This is a genomic window from Sphingomonas oryzagri, assembly GCF_029906645.1.
In the GTDB taxonomy this organism is placed as follows: Bacteria; Pseudomonadota; Alphaproteobacteria; order Sphingomonadales; family Sphingomonadaceae; genus Solisphingomonas; species Solisphingomonas oryzagri.
Genome location: NZ_JARYGZ010000001.1, coordinates 2,293,496 through 2,313,466, shown reverse-complemented (window position 1 = coordinate 2,313,466; position 19,971 = coordinate 2,293,496). Strand labels below are relative to the sequence as shown.

Sequence of the window (19,971 nt, the reverse complement as noted above, 5' to 3'; positions counted from 1 at the left end):
GCGTCAATTCCCAAAAACGACGGTCTTGGCCCCGTTCGGAAAGACACGGTGGGTGACGTGCCACCCGACCGCGCGGCCCAGCACCCTGCTCTCGATTTCGCGGCCCTTGCGCACCAGGTCGTCAGGTGAATCCTCGTGCGTTACCGCCTCCGCCGCCTGGTGGATGATCGGCCCCTCGTCGAGGTCGGCGGTAACGTAGTGCGCGGTCGCCCCGATCATCTTCACGCCCCGCGCATGCGCCTGGTGATAAGGCTTGGCGCCCTTGAAGCTCGGCAGGAAGCTGTGATGGATGTTGATGCAACGCCCTGAAAGGTAAGCGGCGAGGTCGTCTGACAAGATCTGCATGTAGCGCGCGAGGATGATCAGCTCGGCACCGCTCTCCTCGACCAGCGCCTTGATGCGCGCTTCCTGCTCGGCCTTGCTGTCCTTGGTGATTGGCAGGTGGTGGAAGGGGATGTCCCCGATGGTGCTGACCGTCAGCGCGTTGGCGGGATGGTTCGAGGCGACGGCGACGATATCCATCGGCAGCTCGCCCATCCGCGTCTTGTAGAGCAGGTAACCGAGGCAGTGATCGAATTTCGACACCAGGATGAGGGTCTTCACCGGCTGACCGGTCGGCACCACCTTCCAGTCCATCGCCAGGTCCGATGCGAGGGAGGCAAACGCGTCGGACAGCGCCGACACCGCGGCCTGCGTCTCGAAGACGATGCGCAGGAAGAACCGACCCGTTTCGCGGTCATCGAACTGGCGCGATTCAAGGATGTTGCCACCATGGGCGAAGATCGCGCCGGTGACGGCATGGACGATCCCGGGCCGATCGGGACAATTCAAGGCAAGCGTGAAGGACTGGGCCATCGCCATCGTCTCCTGAAATTATGGTGTCGGGTCAGGCCGCGAAGCTGCTGGATGCCGGTTCATGGGCAAGCTGGTCGATCAGCCAGTCGGAGACTTTGTCGAAGCCGCCGAACGGAAAGATGTGAAGACGAACGTCACCGGTCACCGCCGGATCGAGGTCGGCCTCGAGGTCTTCGAGGAAGGCATCGGGTCCGGCATGACCGAGCAGGCGACCAAGTGAGAGGCCGTATTTGCCGACCGCGCTGGCCGAGGCGCTCACCCCGCAGCGGACCGCATAGCGCAGGAGGGTACGCACGCTGGTCGGCCCCGGTATGCCGACCCGCACCGGGACCGCCACGCCCCTTGCCCGCACGCCGTGCAGCCAGCGCAGCACCTGGCCCGCATCGAAGGAGAATTGCGTCACGATCTGGGAGTCGAGGCCGCGCTCGCCCAACGCATCGATCTTCGCCACCATCGCGTCCCAAAGCGCATTCTCGATGACGGCTGGATGGCCTTCGGGGTGGCCCGCAATGCCGACATGGCGGATGCCGTGGCGCTCGATCAGTCCGGAGCGGATGACCGACAGGCTGTCCTCGAACGGTCCATCGACGTGAGCGATGTCGCCGGCGATCAGAAACAGGGAGTCTACCTGGGCGCGCTCCCGCAATGCGCCCAGCAGGCGGTCGAGTTCGGCTATTCCTGCCACGCGCCGGGCCGATATGTGCGGGACGGGTTCCAGGCCGGCGTCGCGGATCCGGGTGCAGGCCGCGATCCGCATCTCGTCACTCTCCTCGTGCAGATAGGGCACAAAGACCTGAGCGGGGCGCGGCATGGCGGGGGGCAGGATAGCGGACGCGGCGGCGTCCTTGGCCGTCGCCTCAATGCTATAGTCTTGGAGCAGGGCGCTCAGGGTCGTCATCGGGCTCACCTTGTGATGGGGTGAGCCGTCCCTGACATTGTAACTAGGGCTCCGGTATCGTCCGATCCCGCAACAATGTTGTGCGGATCGGCCGTCGCGCCAGGTAGGGACGCGGAATGGGGTCTTTTCGTCGCTCTCGACGCCGGCACAGGGCTTGTCGCTGAATCCGCGATATTGTGCGCACAAATTCAGCGGTTATTCGCAGGCCATACCCTTGGTAACCCGAAACCCGGTCCGTGACAGCGGGCTTTGAGGAATCGCGGAAAGGATTGTCCCGAATGAAGCCCATGAGCCTGCAGCAGGCCATCGACGCCGCCGGATCACCGATGGGCGTGGTCTGGAAGCCCAACGCGAAGGCGTGGGAAGTGCCGGTGATCGCGCCCGAATATGTCGGCTGGCGCGAGGAGCAGGCAGCTTGGCGTGACAATGTCGCGATCAGCGATCTCTCGCACCATATGTGGGACCTGTGGATCGAGGGCCCCGACGCGCTCCGGCTGCTGAAGGACTACAGCGCCAACAATTACGAGAATTTCGTCGTCGGCCAGGCCAAGCAGTTCGTGCCGGTGACGGCGCGCGGCAATCTGATCACCGATGGCATCCTGATGCGCGATGCCGAGGAACGCTTCAACCTCAGCGGCGTGCCCGCCTCGCAGAGCTGGATCCGCTATCAGGGCGAGACCGGCGGCTACGACGTCAAGATGACGGTCGACCCCGATTCGGGTCTCCGCAAGGAAGGCGAGCCGATCGTCTTCCGCTACCAGATCCAGGGCCCCAACGCGATGCCGCTGGTCGAGGCCTTGTTCGGCGGTCCGCTGCCGCAAACCAAATTCTTCCATTCCACCCCGGTGGAACTCGGTGGCGCCCGGTTCCGTGCCTTCCGGCACGGCATGGCCGGCATGCCCGGCTACGAGTTCATCGGCGACTGGAGGGACGCGGCCTTCGTGAAGGACGCGATCATGAAGGCGGGCGAGGCGTTCGGTCTCGTCCATGTCGGCGGCAAGGCCTATTACACCAACGGCATCGAGAGCGGCTGGATCCCCACGCCGACGCCCGGCGTTTTCACCGATCCCGAGCTGCAACCCTATCGCGAGTGGCTGAGCGTCTTCTCCTATGAAGGCCAGAAGCCGCTCCACGGCAGCTTCTATTCCGACAATATCGAGGATTATTACGTTTCGCCGTTCGAGCTCGGCTACGGCAAGTCGATTGCCTTCAATCACGATTTCTGCGGGCGCGACGCTCTGGAGAAGGCGAAGGACGATTATCCGCGCCGCAAGCGCACCCTGATCTTCGACGAGGCGGACATGGTCCGCGTGTTCGGTCAGCCCGACTATTTCAACAGCTACGGTCGCTATCGCCTGGAGGCGGGCGGCAAGACGGTCGGCATGTCGTTCCAGACCGGCCTGATCGGGCCGCTCAACACGATCCTGTCGCTGGCGCTGGTCGATGCCGACCATGCGGAGCCTGGCACGCAGGTGGAGTTCGTCTGGGGCGAGCATCCAGGCCCGGGCAACGATCCGAACGCCGATTTCGGTTTCCAGCGGCTGAAGGCGACGGTCGCACCGTCACCGTTTAACGAGCATGCGCGTACGGCCTATCGCAAGGACTGAGGCCGAAGCGTCACGGATGTGCAGGGGAGTCGGGTGGAGACCCGGCTCCCTTATCGTTGCGCGGTGGCCCCGGTCATCGCCTGAAGGAAGCGGGCTTTCAGCAGGCATTCTTCCCATTCCCGGGACATCGCTGAATCCGCAACGACCCCCGACCCAATGCCGAGCGATGCGGTGCCGTCGGCGGCCAGGACCAGGGTGCGGATGGCGACATTGAACTCGGCGTCACCAGACGGATCTACGCGGCCGATCGAACCGCAATAGACACCGCGCCGACGCGCCTCGACCTCCGCGATCAATTGCATTGCGCGGATCTTGGGCGCGCCCGTTATCGAGCCGCAGGGAAAGAGCGCGCCGAGAATGTCGCCGGTGCGGATAGCCGGGGCGACCATGCTCGTGACGCTGCTCGTCATCTGGTGGAGCGTCGGATACCGCTCGATGGCGAACAACTGCTCCACCCGGACGCTGCCGGGTACCGAAATCCGCGACAGGTCATTGCGCAAGAGATCGACGATCATCAGGTTTTCGGCGCGATCCTTGATGCTGTTTCGCAGCGCATTGGCGTATCGGCCGTCTTCCTCCGCCGTCCGGCCCCTGGGAGAAGTGCCTTTCATCGGACGGACGTGGATGGCCTGCCCGCGGAGGCGGAAAAACAATTCGGGCGAAAAGCTGAGCAGGTAGCGTTCGCCATCAAAGAGGAAAGCGCCGTGGCTCGCGCCCATGGCAGGTCTGAGCGCCGCATAGATCGAGAAAGGATCGCCCGTCCATCGTCCGGACAGCGGGAAGGTCAGATTGGCCTGGTAGATGTCGCCAGCCGCGATTGCATCGGCGATGCGGGCAAAAGCATCCGCATAACGGGCCTGCTCGATGGAGGGCTGCATCCCTTCCAGCCGCCCTGGCGCTTCACTCCGTTTCTTGATCCAGTTGTTCGTCTCGGCGCTATCGAGCCGTTCGCAACACCCGAAACGCGCGAACCAGAGGAGCGGGGCATCGTCCGTCGCGGCCGGCTGACGCAGTGCAGCGAGCTTCGGCTCCAGGGCCAGCCCGGCTTCATAACTGAGATAGCCGGCCCAACGACCGGCTCGCGACGAAAGGCGCTCCAAGGCCGGCGCGATCTCGTGCGCCGCCCTTGCGATGACAACCTCCTCGATGCCGCGATAGAGGCGTGATCCGTCGCGCATTTTCGCGCCGGCATCATCGAGCAGGATGACCGGCTCCGTACAAGGCCATCGGAGATCGGCACAAGGCACGCCGTAAGGCCCGTCAGGTCGGAAACTTGCGCGTCTTGAACCAGTCGGCGAAGAAGGAAATCAACGCACGGGTCTTGCGTGGCGCATCGCCCCCTGGCGGGAAGGCGATATAGAGCGGACGCGGCGCGATCGGGAAATCGGGCAACACTTCGACGAGCGCGCCTTTCTCCAGCGTATCCTGGATGATGCCCTTCGGAAGCATGGCGATGCCGAGCCCGGCAATCGATGCCTCGCGCAATGCGAACACGCTGTTCGAGGAAAAAAGCGAGGGGACACGCAGCGCGTGCCGTTCCCCGTTGGCGAACGACCAGGATGTGTCGTTCATCTTCGCGAGGCAGACCTGTTCGGACAGTGCGGCGACGGATTCCGGGGCGCCGTGCCGCTCGAGATAGGCAGGGGAGGCCGTCAGGATATGATCGATCTTGCCGATTTTCTTCGCCACGATCGAGGAATCGCGCATCGTGTTCGGCTGGATCGAAACGTCATAGCCGAGCGCCAGAAATTCGTGCGGGTTCGCTGATGGCTCCTCGAAATGGAGCTTGATCGAGATTTTGGGATTGAGCGCGCAGAATTCGGCGGCGGCGACCGAGATGCCGAAGCTGCCGATCCAGATCGGGCACAGGATCGAGATCTCGCCCTCGACCTGGTTCTTGATGGCGGACAATTCCTCCTCGCCGTGCCGGATTTCGCCGAGCACCCGCTCGCACAGCTCCGTGTAGCGTAAGCCCGCCTCGGTCGGCGTCACCGAGCGCGTCGTCCTGTTGAGGAGCTTGAGACCGAGATGGAGCTCGAGGTCGGCGATGTGGCGGGAGACCAGCGTGCGCGAGATCGACAACTCCTCCGCCGCGGTCGTGAAGTTGGCGTGCCTCACGACCTTCAGGAAGGTCGCCATGGTCGTCAGTCTGTCCATCCTCTTGCCGCCCCGTATACGGACGCTTGTCTGTTCGTCCTTGTTACAGGTGAGCCTGATCAAATGGCCGCGCGTGGGCAAGAGGCTATTGGTGCGGTTATCGCAACAGTGAGTTTCGAAGCCGTGGCGTTGATCCATTCGTGCGGCCCAAGCGACAATCCTCTCACCGGCGGGCGACCGGATTGGCGCGAGAGGATCGGACCCAGTGGCAGACAGAATTGCGTCATGGCGCGACATCGTCCTTATCTTCTTGATCGGGGTATTCGGCATGATGGTGGTGAGCGCCGCCGTGCCGGCGCTCGGCGGGATTGCGGCCGAATTCCGGCCGCCGTCTCCGGCCACGATCGGGCTCGTCATGTCGATACCGGCATTGGCGGCCGCGCTGACGTCCCTGCCGATCGGCTGGCTGGTCGATCGCATCGGGGATCGCCCGACGATGCTCGCGGGCGGGGCCGTGATCTGCCTCGGGGACGCCGGCGTTGTGCTGAGCCGGACGATGCCCGTCCTGCTCGCTTGCCGCTTCGTCGCGGGGCTCGGCTATGTGTGCACCGTGGTCGCCGCCGTTACCATGATCGCGCGGCTGACCGAAGGACGGCGGCGGACCGCGGCGCTGGCCTTGTGGTCCACGGTGATACCGTCGAGCTTCATTCTGTCGTCGCTTTACGGGATCCTCGCAGGATCAGCGCTGAGCTGGCGCGCGGTATTCATAGGCCATGGCTGCGGGGTTATTATCCTCATGACCATGGCCCGGCTGCTGTTGCCTACCACCTTGCCCGATGCTTCCGGCGCGTCCCGACTGGCGGGGATCGGTAAAGTGCTGCGAACTCCCTGGCCCTTCATTCTCGGTGCCTCGTTCGCCGCTGCGGCGTTTCTTCAGACCGGTTTTGTCGCTGTCCTGCCGCATCTTCTCGCCCGGAGCATTGGAGCGGGCGAGGCCCAGGTCCAGTCGTTCAACATGCTGTCGATGGCATGCAACGTCGCAGGTGCCTTCGGTTTCGGACTGGCTTTCGCGCGCGGGGTGCCTCCGTGGCTGCTCGGCTGTGCCGCCGTTCTTCTGGGAGCCTTGTCGGGGCTCGGGCTGATCCTGGCACCCACCGGGCTCGGGCCGGCGATGGCGATGAACTGCGCGCTGATGTTCGCACTCGGCATCCAGGTGGGAATGTGGGCCCTGTTGCCTCAGGTTGCGCCCTCTCCGGCCTTCATGGGAGCGACGAGCGGGTTGATCACCCAGATCACGCTCCTGGGTGTGTTGTTCGGACCGCCCGTGGCTTTTGCGACGAGCGTTCTGGGCGCGCACGGATCGCTGATCTTCCTGGCATTCGGCATCGTGCTGAGCCTTGTCGCGTGGCCGGTTTGGCGGCGATCTGCGCCATCGCCCGCCACGCCGATCGCGCATTGATCCCGGGTGCGACGTGATTGGTGCGGGTTGCGCGACATTGATTTTACCAGACGCCGGCTTGTGGCTGCGCCGGGCGTGATCGATGTCCTGCGCAACCAGCCAGTGCGCAGACGCCATCTGATTTGGAGCATGAATTGCCCGGCATCCTGAACCACCAAACGGTGACCCGCCGTGACCGATAATGCACTGGTTTTTATCGGAACGCAGGATACCGGTGTGCATGCCGCCCGGCTGGATGCCGCGACCGGCCGACTGAGCCCTGCCGGCCTGATAGCAGAGATCGAGCGACCGACCTGGGTGCTCCCCGATCCGCGCAAGCCGCGGCTGTTCGCGGTCAGCGAGGTCGGCAATGCCGGGGATCGCACCGGCGACGTTTTCTCCTTCGCCGTCGATGTCCGGTCTGGGACGCTACGCGAGGCGGGCCGCACGCCATCGGCGGGCGGCGGACCGACCCACCTCGCGATCACCCCCGACGGCCGGAACTTGTTCGTCGCCAATTTTGGCGGCGGTCAGGTCGCTGTCGTACCCGTCGTCGATTATGGCAGCCTGCGGACCGCGAGTTCGGTCCAGCAGACCTTCGGCAATGGCCCGCATCGCCGGCAGCAGGGTCCGCATGCGCATGGGGTGACGCTCGATCCGTCGGGCTCGTGGCTGCTCGTCCCAGACATGGGGTCGGATCGCATCTTCCTGTACCGATATGATGGCGGCGCGCGGCAGATCACGCCCCATGAGATGCCCTATTTGCAGCTGCCTGCAGGATGCGGACCGAGACTGGTGCTGTTCGGTCGGGATGGGCGCTACGCCTATCTGCTCAGCGAATTGTCGGCCGAAATCTTCGTGCTTGAATGGGATGCGCCGAGCGGGACCCTCGCGCCGCGTGGTTCCGTCGCCATGGACCCGCCCCACATGGAGGGGCGCAGCGCGGCAGCCTTTGCGATCTCGGCCGACGGACGCTTTCTCTACGCTTCCAACCGGCGGACGCATGCCATCCACGTCTTCGCGATCGATGCCGAGAATGGCGGATTGCGCGAGGTCCAGGTGGTTGATGCCGGAGGCATCAGGCCCTGGGCGGTGGAGATCGCGCCGGGCGAGCGGTGGATGCTGATCGCGAACCAGGGATCGGACACCGTGAATGTGTGCAGCGTCGATCCGGTGAGCGGGTGCCTTGGCGCGGTCTCGGACATGCTGGAGATCCCGACGCCGACGAGCTTCGCCGTGATCCCATCGGACTTGACGAGCAGTTAAGACATATCGAAGATATATCTAAATCAGGCATCCGGAGTGAACCCCATGCAAAGTCAAACCGCGATCGGCACTGTGCCCACGGCGAAGAAGGGCGTCATGCTGATGAACCGCATCGGCCCGTCGGCCTCCGCGCTCTACATCGCCAACGCCGACGGCAGCGACGAGCGGCTGCTCTTGCCCGAGGGCAATCTCGATTATCATGCAAGCTTCTCGCCGGACGGTGCTTGGATCAGCTTTACCACCGAGCGTAACGGCGATGGTCAGGCCGACGTCTATCGCTGCCGGATCGACGGCAGCGACGTCCAGCCGGTCGTCGCGACGCCGTCGGTCGAGGATGCGCTGGTCCTGTCGCCCGACGGGACGAAGGGCGTCTTCGTCTCCACTGCCGACGGCTTCCGCGCGAACATCTGGGTTGTCGATATTGCGACCGGCGGGAAGCGCCGGCTGACGGGCGGGGCTGCCGACACGATCGACCCGGAAAGCCCGGACTGTTCCCTCCGCCCGGCCTGGTCGCCTGACGGGCAGTGGATCGCCTTCTCCTCCGATCGTGGCACGGGCTGGACCGGCCATAGCGACGGCCATGGCTGGGAACATACGCAGGAGTTGTCGATCTACGCGATCCGGCCGGATGGCAGCGATCTGCGCAAGGTCGCCTCGAAGCCCGGTTTCTGCCTCGGCTCGCCCAAATGGTCGCCCGACGGCGCGCGCATTCTCTTCTACGAGCTGGAGCGTGAATTCACCTGGGGCGCGCGGCGACCCGAATGGATCGGGCGGGTCGTCTCGCAGATCGTTTCGGTCGATTTCGCGACCGGCGGCGATCGCATTGAGCACACCAGTGGACCGGATCTGAAATTGGCGCCGCAGTTCATGCCCAATGGCAAGGACGTAGCCTATTTCATCAAGGCTGGCGGCGGCGGACCTGGCCTGCGCGCCACCGACGCCGCGTGGATGCAGAAGGATACGCCGACCGGTCTCCATTACACCTCGGGCGCGGCGCCTGTGCTGCGCCAGCTGCGCTCGCCCTGCTGGTCGCCCGACGGCACGTTGGTGGTCTATGAGAAGGTGAACTTCGCCTTCCGCGCCCAGAACAAGCCGCTGTTCAGCTGGGACGAGGAGTGGGAGTATCGGTCTACCGACGTCTTCCCGGTGCTGTCGCGCCAGGGGCGACTGGTGATCACCCAGAAGCAGCTCGGCAATTCGTCGATCGTGACGATGAAGCCCGATGGCACGGACCAGATGGTCGCGTTCGATGCCGCCAAGGCCGGGCTCGATCCGATGCTCAACAAGAAAGGCATAGCCGGCGCGTTCCAGCCTGGCTGGTCGCCCGACGGCGAGTGGATCACCTTCGGTTGCGGCAACTGGTTCCAGGAGCGCAAGGGGCACGAGAAAGCCGTGCTGATGCGTTGCCGGAGCGATGGCTCGTTCCACGAGGCGCTGACCGACGGCACTGTGCATTCGGGCTTCCCCAGCTATTCCTCGGACGGGCGCCATATCGTGTACCGCGTCTGGGGCGACGGTCATTTCGGGCTGCGCATCTTCGATCTGGAAGATCGCAGCATCCGCGAACTGACCACCGAGAAGGACAATCTGCCGTTCTGGTCGCCCGACGGCGAGCTGATTACCTTCACCCGCCAGTTCGGCCCGGCGAACTATCATGTCTGCACGATCCGACCGGATGGTTCGGACTTCAAGATCCTGACCGAGACGGGCGCCAATGACGGTCACTCGGTCTGGACCCATGACAACAAGATCCTCTACTCGAGCGGGATGTACGGCTTCCGCGACGAGGCCGCGATCTACGACTTCACCTTCCAGCCTTATGGGCAGATCTTCGTGATGGACCGCGACGGCGCAAACAAGCGGCTGGTGACCGACAGTCTGTGGGAGGATTCCATGCCCCTCTACATTCCCGCCAAATTCCTGTGACCGCCCGGATGCGACCGCGCGCATGAACAAGGCCGCGGTCGCGCATCCTGCCTCCGGCGGAGAGCAGGATGGCCTGCCGGTGCCGCGACGTCATTGGGCGCTCGCCGCCATCTGGATCGCAGTCACGATGGCGGTGCTGGATTCCAGCATCGCCAACATCGCGCTGCCCACCATCTCCGCCGAATTGGGCGCCTCACCATCGTCGGCCGTCTGGGTGGTGAATGCCTATCAGATCGCAATCGCCATGCTTCTCCTGTCCATGGCATCTCTGGGCGAACGCGTCGGCTATCGGCGGGTCTATCTTTCAGGGGTGGCGGTGTTTGCGTGCGCCTTTCTCGGGTGCGCGCTTGCCGGCAGCCTGACCGCGCTGGCGATCGCCCGCTTCATCCAGGGATTTGGGAGCGCCGCGATCATGGCGATGAACGGCGCGCTCATCCGGCACACGTATCCGCGGGAGGGTCTGGCGCGTGGCATTGGATACAATGCTCTCGTCGTCGCCATATCGTCGGCGGCGGGGCCAAGTGTCGCCGCCGGCCTGCTCGCCATCGCTACGTGGCGATGGCTGTTCGCCGTCAACCTGCCGCTGGCGATCGTCTCAATAGCGATCGGGATTCGCGCGCTCCCGGAGGCGCGGGGAGGGGCCACTCGGTTTGATCTTCCGTCCGCCCTGCTCAATGCCGTGACATTCGCCTGCGTCTTCATGATCGGGTCGGATATGGCACATGCGACGGCGTCGTTGCGGACCGCCGGCTTTGCTGCTCTCGGCACGATGACCGGGGTCATTTTGGTGCGGCGCGGGCGCCGGGACGAAAACCCGCTCATTCCCCTGGACCTGATCGCGCGGCCCGCGTTGCGGCTCTCCTACCTGTCATCGATCACGGCGTTCGCGGCACAGATGATCGTGCTGGTGACATTGCCGTTTCGATTTCAGACCGGCCTGGGCCTCAGCCATGTCGAGATCGGCCTCCTCATCACCCCGCTTGCGGTGGGTACGGCGATCGCCGCGCCGATCGCGGGAAGACTGGCCGGGCGTCCGTCGAGCGGCCCGCTGGCTGGAATCGGAATGTTCGTGGTCGCTCTGGCTTTCCTGTCGATCGCGCTCCTGCCGGCGTCTGCCGGCCTTATTCCCTGCGCTGTCGCCCTTGCGATCGGTGGTATGGGTTTCGGCCTGTTCCAGACGCCCAACAATCGGATCATGCTGACCATGGCGCCGCAGCGGCGCAGCGGCGCTGCGGCCGGCATGCTGGCGACGATGCGCATTGTCGGACAGACCTGCGGCGCGATCGTGGCGGCCGCGATCTTGAGGATCGATGGTACGAACGGCGCTTTGCCCCTCTTTGTCGCGTCGACTTTTGCCCTCGTCGCGAGCGTCTTCGCTGGAGCGCGATCTCAAGTCTCCCGGATGCGTTTGGAGGACTGAGATACCGAGCGCTCTCGCCTTGGTGCATGATACTTCGGCATATCCGCCGCGATCGGTTGATGCCGGAGCTTCGCCGGCATAGATCGTCACCATGCCTGCAATCGACGCTTCCACAACCGTTCACATCTGTGGCCCGGCCGAGCTGGATGACTGGTCGATCCTGCGCGGCGAGCTGTGGGCCGACGGGACGGCAGAAGATCACCGGACGTTCGCTGCGGCATCGCTCGATGAACCGACCAGGCTGATTGCCTTTCTCGCGCGCGATGGCGATGGCGCCCCGGTTGGCTTCGCGGAAGCCTCGCTGCGCTTCGATTATGTGAATGGCTGCGCCACGTCGCCGGTGGGTTTTCTCGAGGGGCTCTATGTGCGTGAGGCGGCGCGGCGACGCGGCATCGCTCGCGGCCTGGTTGTTGCTGTTGAGCAATGGGCGCGTGGGTGTGGCTGCACCGAGCTCGCATCTGATGCGCTGCTCGAAAACGCAGTGTCTCAGAAGGTACATCGCGGCGTCGGCTTCGCGGAGACCGAGCGGGTCGTGTTCTTCCGGAAATCCCTGGAGATCCCGGAGGTCCAGTAACCGGCTGTCGTCAGCCACTTCTGCGGTCCCCTCTTGGTCATGTTCTGTTTATGTTCCAAAATCAGTGGCTCTCGCCGAGTCGGCTGGCGGTAGCGCGACGCGTCCGTCGCATGGTCGACGACGCAAACTGGAGTTGTGAAATGGACGCTTGCAGCTTTGCGCCAGACGGCGATGCCGGTCCGGCTGCCTCCCTTTTCGACCTGATGATGGGCATGACGCCCGACCAATGGGACGCGCTTGGTGAAGACACTGGGGAGCCTGACTAAACCAGGCAGCGGCCATCGGTGATCGCGACACCGGTTCATCTCCTCCGCAGACAGAAGGAAGGATGATCATGCCCGACGATGTTCGTGCGGTTCGCCTCGAAGACCCGAATTTGGTGTCGGTGTTGCAGGCGGTCCAGGCGTCGCACGAACGGGACGGCAGCTATCAGAACGGGTTCAGCGCGCTGCTCGTCGTCATGGCGATGCTGATCGAGCGTGAGCCCGGCAGTCACACCAACCAGCACCTGCGCGCTCGCTGCGAAGAGCTTGGCCGCACCGTCCATCTCCAGGCGAAGCTGTTCCGCCAGCAAGTGGAGACGACGGGCGAGCGCCAGTTCGATCAGCTGCTCAGCGTGATCGAACAGGCCATGGCGACAATTCAATAGATCCTCTCGCCTCGTCTTCGCATGGCTAGAAATGCCGAAGATTCGACAGCCCGTTCCCCGGATCCAGTCGAGCTGTCGATCGAGGTTGGCAGCCGACCATGCTCGGCCAATTCCTAAGCGCGCCGCTCGTCGCAACCTCAGGCGGCGGCGGCCGTTTTTCTGGCGGGCCATGCGATTAGGAGCATGACGTGGGTGTGAAGCGCACGATCGAGCCGAAGATCCTGTATTTCGGCACTCCCGTGGCGCTCGTCACGTCCCTCAATGAGGATGATACGACGGACCTTGCTCCGATCTCATCCTTCTGGGCGCTGGGATGGACGATGACGCTCGGGCTTCTGGATGAGACGCAGACCGCGGACAACCTCCAGCGGCACCGCGAGTGCGTCGTCAATCTGCCGGGTCCGGATATGTGGGAGAAGGTCGAGAAGCTCGCACCGCTGACCGCCAAGGACCCGGTGCCGGATCTGAAGGCAAGCCAGTTTCATACCGAGCGCGACAAGTTCGGCGTCGCGGGTTTTACGCCTGAAGTCGCCGAACTGGTGAAGCCCCATCGCGTCGCCGAATGTCCGGTCCAGATGGAGGCAAGGGTTCTGGGCTGCGATCGGCTTGGTGGCGCCAAGCTGGACGAGTTGGGAGGAGGCCTGTCGGCGCGTATCGAGATCATGCACGTTCATGTCGATGAGGAGCTCATTGCCGGTGAGCGCCACATCGATCCGGCCAAATGGTCGCCGCTTATCTACAATTTCCGGCATTATTATCGCCTGGCACGTGGCGAGCTGGGGAAGACGTTCCGCGCCGAAAATGAGATCGCTTGAGTTTCCGCTAGCGGAAGTTCCGAGAACGGACCTTGATGCCGTCGGTAGGCTGGCCGGGGATGATCCCCGAGCCCAGACGCAGGTCAGGGTCATAGAGGTCGCGGGGCTTGCGGCCGAGCGGCCGTTCGGCGGGGTCACGCGGATCAGGCGCCATGGGGTTCTTCACCACGTCAGCCCGGCTGACCGGGTAGACCGACGCGACGTCCTTGCGATGGCCGACGCTCGACAGCAGGTCCGAGAGATCGTCGAGACGCTGCACGACGACATGGATGACGTCGCCTTCGCGTTGGACCTGACCCCTTAAGCCCACCATCGCCGCGCCAAACACCACCCGGCGATATGTCTCGAAGACATTCGTCGACACGACGAGATGGGCGACGTCCGTCTCATCCTCGATGGTGATGAACATGACGCCCTTGGCGGAGCCGGGGCGCTGCCGGAGCAGGACGAGGCCTGCAAGATTGACCCAGCGTCCGTCCTTCATGTCGCGGAGCACACCGCAGGGCATGAACTTCCGTGCCGTCAGCTCGTCGCGCAGGAACGAGACGGGATGGGCGCGGAGCGACAGTCCCACCGAGCGATAGTCCTCGACCACCTCCGCGCCTTGCTCCATCGGCACGAGATCGACCGCCGGCTCGATCGTCTCGGGTCGAAGCTTGCCGGCCCGCTCATCGGCGGCCGCGAACAGCGGCAGGGCCTGCTCGCCGAGGCCCTTTACGTCCCAGAGGCTCGATCGGCGCGATCGCTGCACCGAGGCGAAGCCCGCCGCATGACCGATCCGGTCGAGGACGCGACCGCTGACATTGGCCCGGCGCTGGATTTCCTCGACGGTCGAATAGGGCTCGTTTCCACGCGCCAGCACGATCGCGGCGGCATCCTCGTTCCTGAGGTCGCGGACATAGCGCAGGCCGAGCCGCACCGCGTGGTACCGACCACCCGTCGGCTCGAGGGTGCAGTCCCAGCGGCTGTGATTGCCGTCGATCGGCCTCACCTCGACGCCGTGCCCGCGCGCATCGCGGACGATCTGCGCCGGCGCGTAGAAGCCCATCGGCTGCGCGTTCAGCAGCGCCGCGCAGAAGACATCCGGATAATGGCATTTCATGTACGAGGAGGCGTAGGCGATCAGCGCGAACGAGGCGGCGTGGCTTTCGGGGAAGCCATAGCTCCCGAACCCCTCGATCTGCTTGAACGTGGCTTCGGCAAATTCGCGGTCGTAGCCACGACCGATCATGCCGTTGATGAGCTTGTCGTGGAAATGCGAGACGCCGCCGGTCAGCTTGAAGGTCGCCATCGCGCGCCGCAGCAGATCGGCTTCCGATGGCGTGAAGCCCGCGCACTCGATCGCAACGCGCATCGCCTGTTCCTGGAAGAGCGGCACGCCCAGCGTCTTCTTGAGCACGCGCTCGAGCTCGGGCGTCGGATAGACGACTGGCTCGAGGCCGGCACGGCGCCGCCGGTAGGGATGGACCATGTCGCCCTGGATCGGGCCGGGCCTCACGATCGCCACCTGGATCACCAGATCGTAGAAGGTCGTCGGCTTGTGGAGCGGCAGCGACGCCATTTGTGCGCGGCTCTCGATCTGGAAGCCCAGCGTGTCGGCGCGCTGGATCATCCGGTAGGTTTCGGGATCCTCGCTCGGGATGGTGGCAAGATCGAGCTGGATCCCTTTGTCTTCGCTCAGGAGATCGAAGGCGCGGCGCATGCAGCCGAGCATGCCGAGACCGAGCACGTCGACCTTCATGAAGCCGAGCGCGTCGATATCGTCCTTATCCCATTCGATGATCTGGCGGTTCTCCATTGCCGCCGGCTCGATCGGGACGAGCTCGTCGAGCCGCCCCATGGTGAGGACGAAACCGCCCGGATGCTGGCTGGTGTGGCGCGGCGTGTCCTGAAGCGTTCGTGCGAGGTCCAGCGTCAGCGCGAGTCGCCGGTCGGTCAGATCGAGGTTGAGCTCCTGGACGTGCCGCTCGTCGACGCCTTCGCGGCTCCATCCCCAGATCTGGGATGACAGGCCGGTGATCACGTCCTCGCTGAGCCCCAGAGCCTTGCCGACCTCGCGGAGCGCGCCCTTGGTGCGGAAGCGGGCAACGACGGCCGTAAGCGCCGAGCGCTCGCGACCATAGGTCTCGTAGATCCACTGGATCACTTCCTCGCGACGCTCATGTTCGAAATCGACGTCGATGTCGGGCGGCTCGCGGCGTTCAGCCGAGACGAAGCGCTCGAACAGCAGCTCGGACTTCACCGGGTCGATCGAGGTGATGCCGAGCACGAAACAGACCGCAGAATTCGCCGCTGATCCACGGCCTTGGCAGAGGATATTCTTCGAGCGTGCGAAGGCGACGATCGAGTGGACGGTCAGGAAATAGGGGGCGTAATTCAGCTCCGCGATCAGGCGAAGCTCATGATCGATCTGGCTCTGGACATTCTCCGGTACGCCGTCCGGATAGCGCTGCGGCGCCTTCTCCTCGGTCAGTCGCTCCAGTTCTTGCTGCGGCGTGAGGCCGCTCGCCCCAATTTCGTCCGGATAGGTGTAGGTGAGCTGGCCGAGATCGAGCGGGCAGGCCCGGGCGATCTCGACGCTGCGCGCGACCGGCGCGGTGTCGCCGAGATAGCGGGCGAAGAGGCGCTCCATTTCGTCGGCGGCTTTGAGATGCCGATCGGCGAAGCGCTCGCGGCGCCGGCCGAGCGTGTCCATCGTGCATTTCTCGCGGATGCAGCTCACCACATCCTGGAGCAGCCGGCGGTCGGGGCTGTGATAGAGGACATCACCGGTTGCGACCGTCGGAACGCCGGCGGCGGCGGCCTGGATGGCGAGATCGCGCAGGCGGACGGCATCCTTCGGCCGGCGCCGGATCGAGAGCGCCATGTAGGCGCGCGCCCCGAACGCGCGCACAAGCCGGGCCAGCGCCTGGTCGGTCTCCGCATCGGCCCGATCGGGGACGAGGATGCCGATCAGCCCCTCCGCCCAGTCGTCGAGGTCGGACCAGTGGAGATGGCAGGCGCCCTTGCCGCCACGTCCCTTGCCGATGCTGAGCAGACGGCAGAGCCGGGCATAGGCCGCCATGTCGGTAGGATAGACCAGGATCGACGTGCCGCAGACGAGATCGATCCGGCAGCCGACGATCGCGCGGACGCCGGTGACCTTCTGCGCGTCCCAGGCGCGGACCAAGCCGCCCAGCGTGTTGCGATCGACGATTCCGACCGCGGGGAGTTCAAGCAAAGCGGCAGCCGAGAGCAATTCGGCAGGCGAGGAGGCGCCGCGCAGGAAACTGAAGTGGGTCGTGACCTGCAGCTCGACATAGCGGGCGCCTTCGAGCGGATCTTCGCTCATGCGCCGTCGCCCGGATCAACTGGCAAGGCGGTCACGCGAACGCGCCGTGGATGAACCACTTCATCGGCCCGGTCGTCGAGCGCTCGCCGTCGCCCAGGCGGAAGATCCAGTAGCGTCCGCCGCTTATCGTCTCGACCTGATAATAATCGCGAACCGCAAATGGCATGTCAGCCTCGTGCCCGGCCTCACGCCACCATTCGCCATGGAGGCGCTTCGGGCCGTCTGCCTGGGCCACGCGGTTGCGCTTGCCGCGCCACACGAACATTGCCGGGGGATGGTCGGGCAGCGCCGCAATCACTTCGATCGGCTCGGGCGGGACGATCATGCGCGCCGGCCGGGGCGAATCATCATCCCAGCCGGCATCACCGGCAGGCGAGAGTGGAGGGACGATACCGATCGCGCGCTCTGGCATGGTGCTTGCGTTCGGTTGTGTCCGGTAGAGCCGGTCAGGACCAAAGCGGTTGGCGAGTGCGTCGACCAGGGCAGCAAGATCCGGTCCGCGCCGACCGCTGTCGATGAGGCCCGTCCTCTGGGTCGGACCCATCGGTTCCACCAGCGCTGCGATGAGGGTCATCGCCTCGACGCCCATGCCGGGATCGATCGTGTCGATCTTCTGGGCGAGCAGCTTGGCAAGATGGGCGGCATCCCGGACCGGGGAGGCGGTGCCGACGCGGATCACCTGATACTGTCCGTCGACCCGCTCGAACAGCAGGTCGAGCTGGCGCACGCCGATGCCGGCGCCGACCAGCAGGGGAATGAGGTCACCGACGAGGTCGGCGATCACCTGACCGAAGGCCTCGGCCGTCCCGATCGGCTCGAGCAGGCTGCGCCGGACGCGCGGAACGGTGGGCGGAAAGATCGGCTCGATCGGTTCGGGGATCTGTCCGAGCGCCTGGTCGAGCCGCTTGAAGAGCTGACGGCCGAAACGCTTGGCGAGCGGAGCGCGGGGTGCCGCAATCAGTTGCTCGATCCGCTCGAAGCCCATGCGGCGCAGCTCTTCGGCGACGCCGGCCTCGATCCGGAGCGCCGAGACCGGCAGGATCGAGAGCGCTGCGTGCGCTTTGCCTGGTGCGATGATCGTCGGCCGTCCCGAAGGCACGTGGTGCGCAACCGCGTGCGCGCAGCCGGCTGTATCGGCGACCGCGAGCTGAATGGTGGTGCCGGACGCCGCGACGCGGCGCAGGATATCCTTGAGCAGCGGCTCCTCGCCGCCGTAGCGGTGCGCGCAGCCGGTAATGTCGATCCAGATGCCGTCGGGCGGATCGGGGGCAACCAGCGGCGAGTATCGGCGTCCCGCCCACAGCGCGAGCCGCTTCAAGCCTTCGAGATCGTCGTCGGGATCGGCATCGACGATCGCCAGGTTCGGCGCGAAGGCACGGGCTCGCGTGACCGTCATGCCGGGCTGGATGCCGAGCTGGCGCGCCGCCGCATCGACCGCCGCGATGACGCGGCGGCCGTGGTCGGGCAGCGCTGTGACGAGCGGGGCCGAGGCCTCAGGCGGCTTGGCGGCCATCCTGCGCAGCCGGTCTGTCGGCCAGCTGGGCAGGAAGAGCGATACGACCCTGCGCATCGCACCCCTCCACGATCCAGAGATGGGGATCACCGCCACGGGCGCGCTCGAGCGCAAGCTCCCAGCGCGGCCGGCCGAGGCTCGGGATGCCGAGCTGTTCGCTGGGCGCGGCGCGGACCCGCCAACGGGTAACGGCAGCACTCCCCTCGGTCCGCTTGTCGGGATCGCTCGCGCGCCGGAACAGGAAGGCAGGTGTGCCCGACGTTTCGGCTGCAAGCTGCAGGCGACGCGAGGATGTGAGACCGACCTTGCCGAGTTCGCCGACGACGCCGGCGAGGCCCGGATGCCGCAGGCATTCCTCCATCGCGGTCAGCACATGGGTGTCGCTGGCCGTTTCCACGAAGATCACGCGATCGGGATGCAAGCCGGCGAGATGGAGCGCGGGCGCGAACAGGTCGCGATATCTGAGGCACCAGAAGACCGGGCCCTCGAATCGCGAGAGGATGCCGGCGAGGAAGACGGTGGCGGCGGCGTCATCGGCAAGCTCTCGGCTGCCGGCGACCTCATGGAGCGCGCCTGCCGCGATGCCGCTGCCCGGCAGGAGTGCGTCGATCGCCTCCACGCCAAAGGCCAGATGCGCATGGCGCGCGGCGACGCCTTCGATCTCGGCGATCTGCGCACGCAGCTGGGCAAGGGCAGGGGGCTCGCGCATGACGATGGAAAAAGACTCGGATCAGGGGTGAATCGTTCCCTCTTTGTTCGTATCGATCCGGCGCCAGAGTCAAGATGGACGTCAGTATCTTTGTTCTAATTATGTTCCATGTTAGAGAGGCCGCATCGAATCGTTCTGCAACCGAGGACGCCATGTCGAGGCTGCACACCGTCCGCGCCAGCATCGCCGATATCGCCCGGCATTTCGATGCCGAGCCGGCGGCTGGTCTCCTCGTGCCCGAGGAGACCAGGGAGGGCCTGCCCGGTCTCGTCGTCCTCGAAAGCAAGGGACGGCGGATCCTGCGGAGAATGGACTGGGGCTTTCCGCGCCTGACACGCGAAGCCCGGTTGCGCGGCGAGGAGGCGGGCCGGATCGGGTTGGTCGCCGATCTCACGAATTCGATGTGGGACACGATGGTCGTCGACACCCGCTACCGTTGCCTAGTCGTCCTCACCCATTTCGCGAACCCGGAGGGCGTGCCGCGCGCCAAGACCCGCACCTGGTTTTCGGTCCATGGAGAGCCCATCCTTACATGGGCGGGCTTCTGCCGGAAAACGCCTGAATTCGGGCCCGTCTATGCTGGCATGACGATGGAGGCCAATGCCGCCATCCCACCGACAAACGATCGCATGCCGGTGCTGCTCGAGCGCGACGAATATGATCAGTGGCTGCACGGCGGGATCGAGGACGTCATCCGCTTCCAGTTCCGGCCGCCCTTCGCGGCCGAGCGGATGAAGGTCGATCATACCGACGATCTATGGGGGAGCGGTGTGGCACCGCCCGCGACCGAGCGGCAATTCGCTTTGCTCTAAAATGGAACCGCCCCCGCCAGGCGGGAAAGCCGGCGGGGGCGTGCGACCCATTTGCCCTGGC

16 protein-coding genes are annotated in these 19,971 nt (G+C 65.1%); 9 read left to right on the top strand and 7 right to left on the bottom strand.

The window, feature by feature from the left end; translation table 11 throughout:
• Nucleotides 1-3: 3 nt before the first annotated feature.
• Together purU and QGN17_RS11145 are read right to left on the bottom strand one after the other, a co-directional pair.
• Complete coding sequence (purU, locus tag QGN17_RS11150) at nt 4-855, bottom strand: formyltetrahydrofolate deformylase (protein ID WP_281044562.1); 852 nt, start codon at nt 853-855, stop codon at nt 4-6.
• Nucleotides 856-886: 31 nt separating this feature from the next.
• The gene (locus tag QGN17_RS11145) at nt 887-1,753 is read right to left on the bottom strand and encodes a methylenetetrahydrofolate reductase (RefSeq protein WP_281045202.1); all 867 of its coding nucleotides are present in this window, start codon (nt 1,751-1,753) and stop codon (nt 887-889) included.
• A gap of 287 nt (nt 1,754-2,040) precedes the next feature.
• Between QGN17_RS11145 and QGN17_RS11140 the strand changes: the two genes are divergently transcribed.
• A complete protein-coding gene (locus QGN17_RS11140) occupies nt 2,041-3,360 on the top strand; it encodes an aminomethyl transferase family protein (protein WP_281044561.1) in 1,320 nt (439 codons plus the stop codon).
• A 50-nt stretch (nt 3,361-3,410) separates the two neighbouring features.
• Here QGN17_RS11140 and pabB read toward each other — a convergent pair whose 3' ends face one another.
• Together pabB and QGN17_RS11130 are read right to left on the bottom strand one after the other, a co-directional pair.
• Complete coding sequence (pabB, locus tag QGN17_RS11135) at nt 3,411-4,538, bottom strand: aminodeoxychorismate synthase component I (RefSeq protein WP_281044560.1); 1,128 nt, start codon at nt 4,536-4,538, stop codon at nt 3,411-3,413.
• An 82-nt stretch (nt 4,539-4,620) separates the two neighbouring features.
• The gene (locus tag QGN17_RS11130; RefSeq protein ID WP_281044559.1) at nt 4,621-5,517 is read right to left on the bottom strand and encodes a LysR family transcriptional regulator; all 897 of its coding nucleotides are present in this window, start codon (nt 5,515-5,517) and stop codon (nt 4,621-4,623) included.
• Between the two features lie 205 nt (nt 5,518-5,722).
• Between QGN17_RS11130 and QGN17_RS11125 the strand changes: the two genes are divergently transcribed.
• From QGN17_RS11125 to QGN17_RS11095, 7 genes are all read left to right on the top strand, one after another.
• Nucleotides 5,723-6,916 (top strand): MFS transporter, encoded by a 1,194-nt coding sequence (locus tag QGN17_RS11125; protein WP_281044558.1) that lies wholly within the window; start codon nt 5,723-5,725, stop codon nt 6,914-6,916.
• A 171-nt stretch (nt 6,917-7,087) separates the two neighbouring features.
• Nucleotides 7,088-8,161 carry a lactonase family protein gene (locus QGN17_RS11120; protein ID WP_281044557.1) on the top strand — a complete coding sequence of 358 codons (1,074 nt, stop codon included), beginning with the start codon at nt 7,088-7,090 and terminating at the stop codon, nt 8,159-8,161.
• 45 nt (nt 8,162-8,206) lie between these two features.
• The gene (locus QGN17_RS11115; RefSeq protein ID WP_281044556.1) at nt 8,207-10,087 is read left to right on the top strand and encodes a hypothetical protein; all 1,881 of its coding nucleotides are present in this window, start codon (nt 8,207-8,209) and stop codon (nt 10,085-10,087) included.
• Between the two features lie 22 nt (nt 10,088-10,109).
• Nucleotides 10,110-11,507, top strand: a complete 1,398-nt coding sequence (locus QGN17_RS11110; protein ID WP_281044555.1) for an MFS transporter — start codon at nt 10,110-10,112, stop codon at nt 11,505-11,507.
• A gap of 91 nt (nt 11,508-11,598) precedes the next feature.
• On the top strand, nt 11,599-12,081 hold the full coding sequence (gene aac(6'), locus QGN17_RS11105) for an aminoglycoside 6'-N-acetyltransferase (RefSeq protein ID WP_281044554.1): 483 nt from the start codon (nt 11,599-11,601) through the stop codon (nt 12,079-12,081).
• A 334-nt stretch (nt 12,082-12,415) separates the two neighbouring features.
• Nucleotides 12,416-12,730 (top strand): hypothetical protein, encoded by a 315-nt coding sequence (locus tag QGN17_RS11100; RefSeq protein ID WP_281044552.1) that lies wholly within the window; start codon nt 12,416-12,418, stop codon nt 12,728-12,730.
• Nucleotides 12,731-12,918: 188 nt separating this feature from the next.
• Nucleotides 12,919-13,545 carry a flavin reductase family protein gene (locus QGN17_RS11095; protein ID WP_281044550.1) on the top strand — a complete coding sequence of 209 codons (627 nt, stop codon included), beginning with the start codon at nt 12,919-12,921 and terminating at the stop codon, nt 13,543-13,545.
• A 7-nt stretch (nt 13,546-13,552) separates the two neighbouring features.
• On the opposite strand, the gene QGN17_RS11090 is transcribed toward QGN17_RS11095, so the two are convergent.
• The 3 genes from QGN17_RS11090 to QGN17_RS11080 are packed head-to-tail and all read right to left on the bottom strand — an operon-like array spanning nt 13,553 to nt 19,098.
• Entirely contained in the window at nt 13,553-16,876 is a 3,324-nt protein-coding gene (locus QGN17_RS11090; protein WP_281044549.1) for an error-prone DNA polymerase, read from the bottom strand.
• Nucleotides 16,877-16,907: 31 nt separating this feature from the next.
• Nucleotides 16,908-18,446, bottom strand: a complete 1,539-nt coding sequence (locus tag QGN17_RS11085) for a DUF6504 family protein (protein WP_281044548.1) — start codon at nt 18,444-18,446, stop codon at nt 16,908-16,910.
• Nucleotides 18,370-19,098: an ImuA family protein gene (locus QGN17_RS11080; RefSeq protein ID WP_281044547.1), complete on the bottom strand. Its 729-nt coding sequence runs from the start codon at nt 19,096-19,098 to the stop codon at nt 18,370-18,372. The genes QGN17_RS11085 and QGN17_RS11080 overlap by 77 nt, the downstream gene beginning before the upstream one ends.
• A 152-nt stretch (nt 19,099-19,250) precedes the next feature.
• On the opposite strand from QGN17_RS11080, the gene QGN17_RS11075 reads away from it, so the two are divergent.
• Nucleotides 19,251-19,910 (top strand): SOS response-associated peptidase family protein, encoded by a 660-nt coding sequence (locus QGN17_RS11075; protein WP_281044546.1) that lies wholly within the window; start codon nt 19,251-19,253, stop codon nt 19,908-19,910.
• The last annotated feature ends 61 nt before the right edge of the window (nt 19,911-19,971 follow it).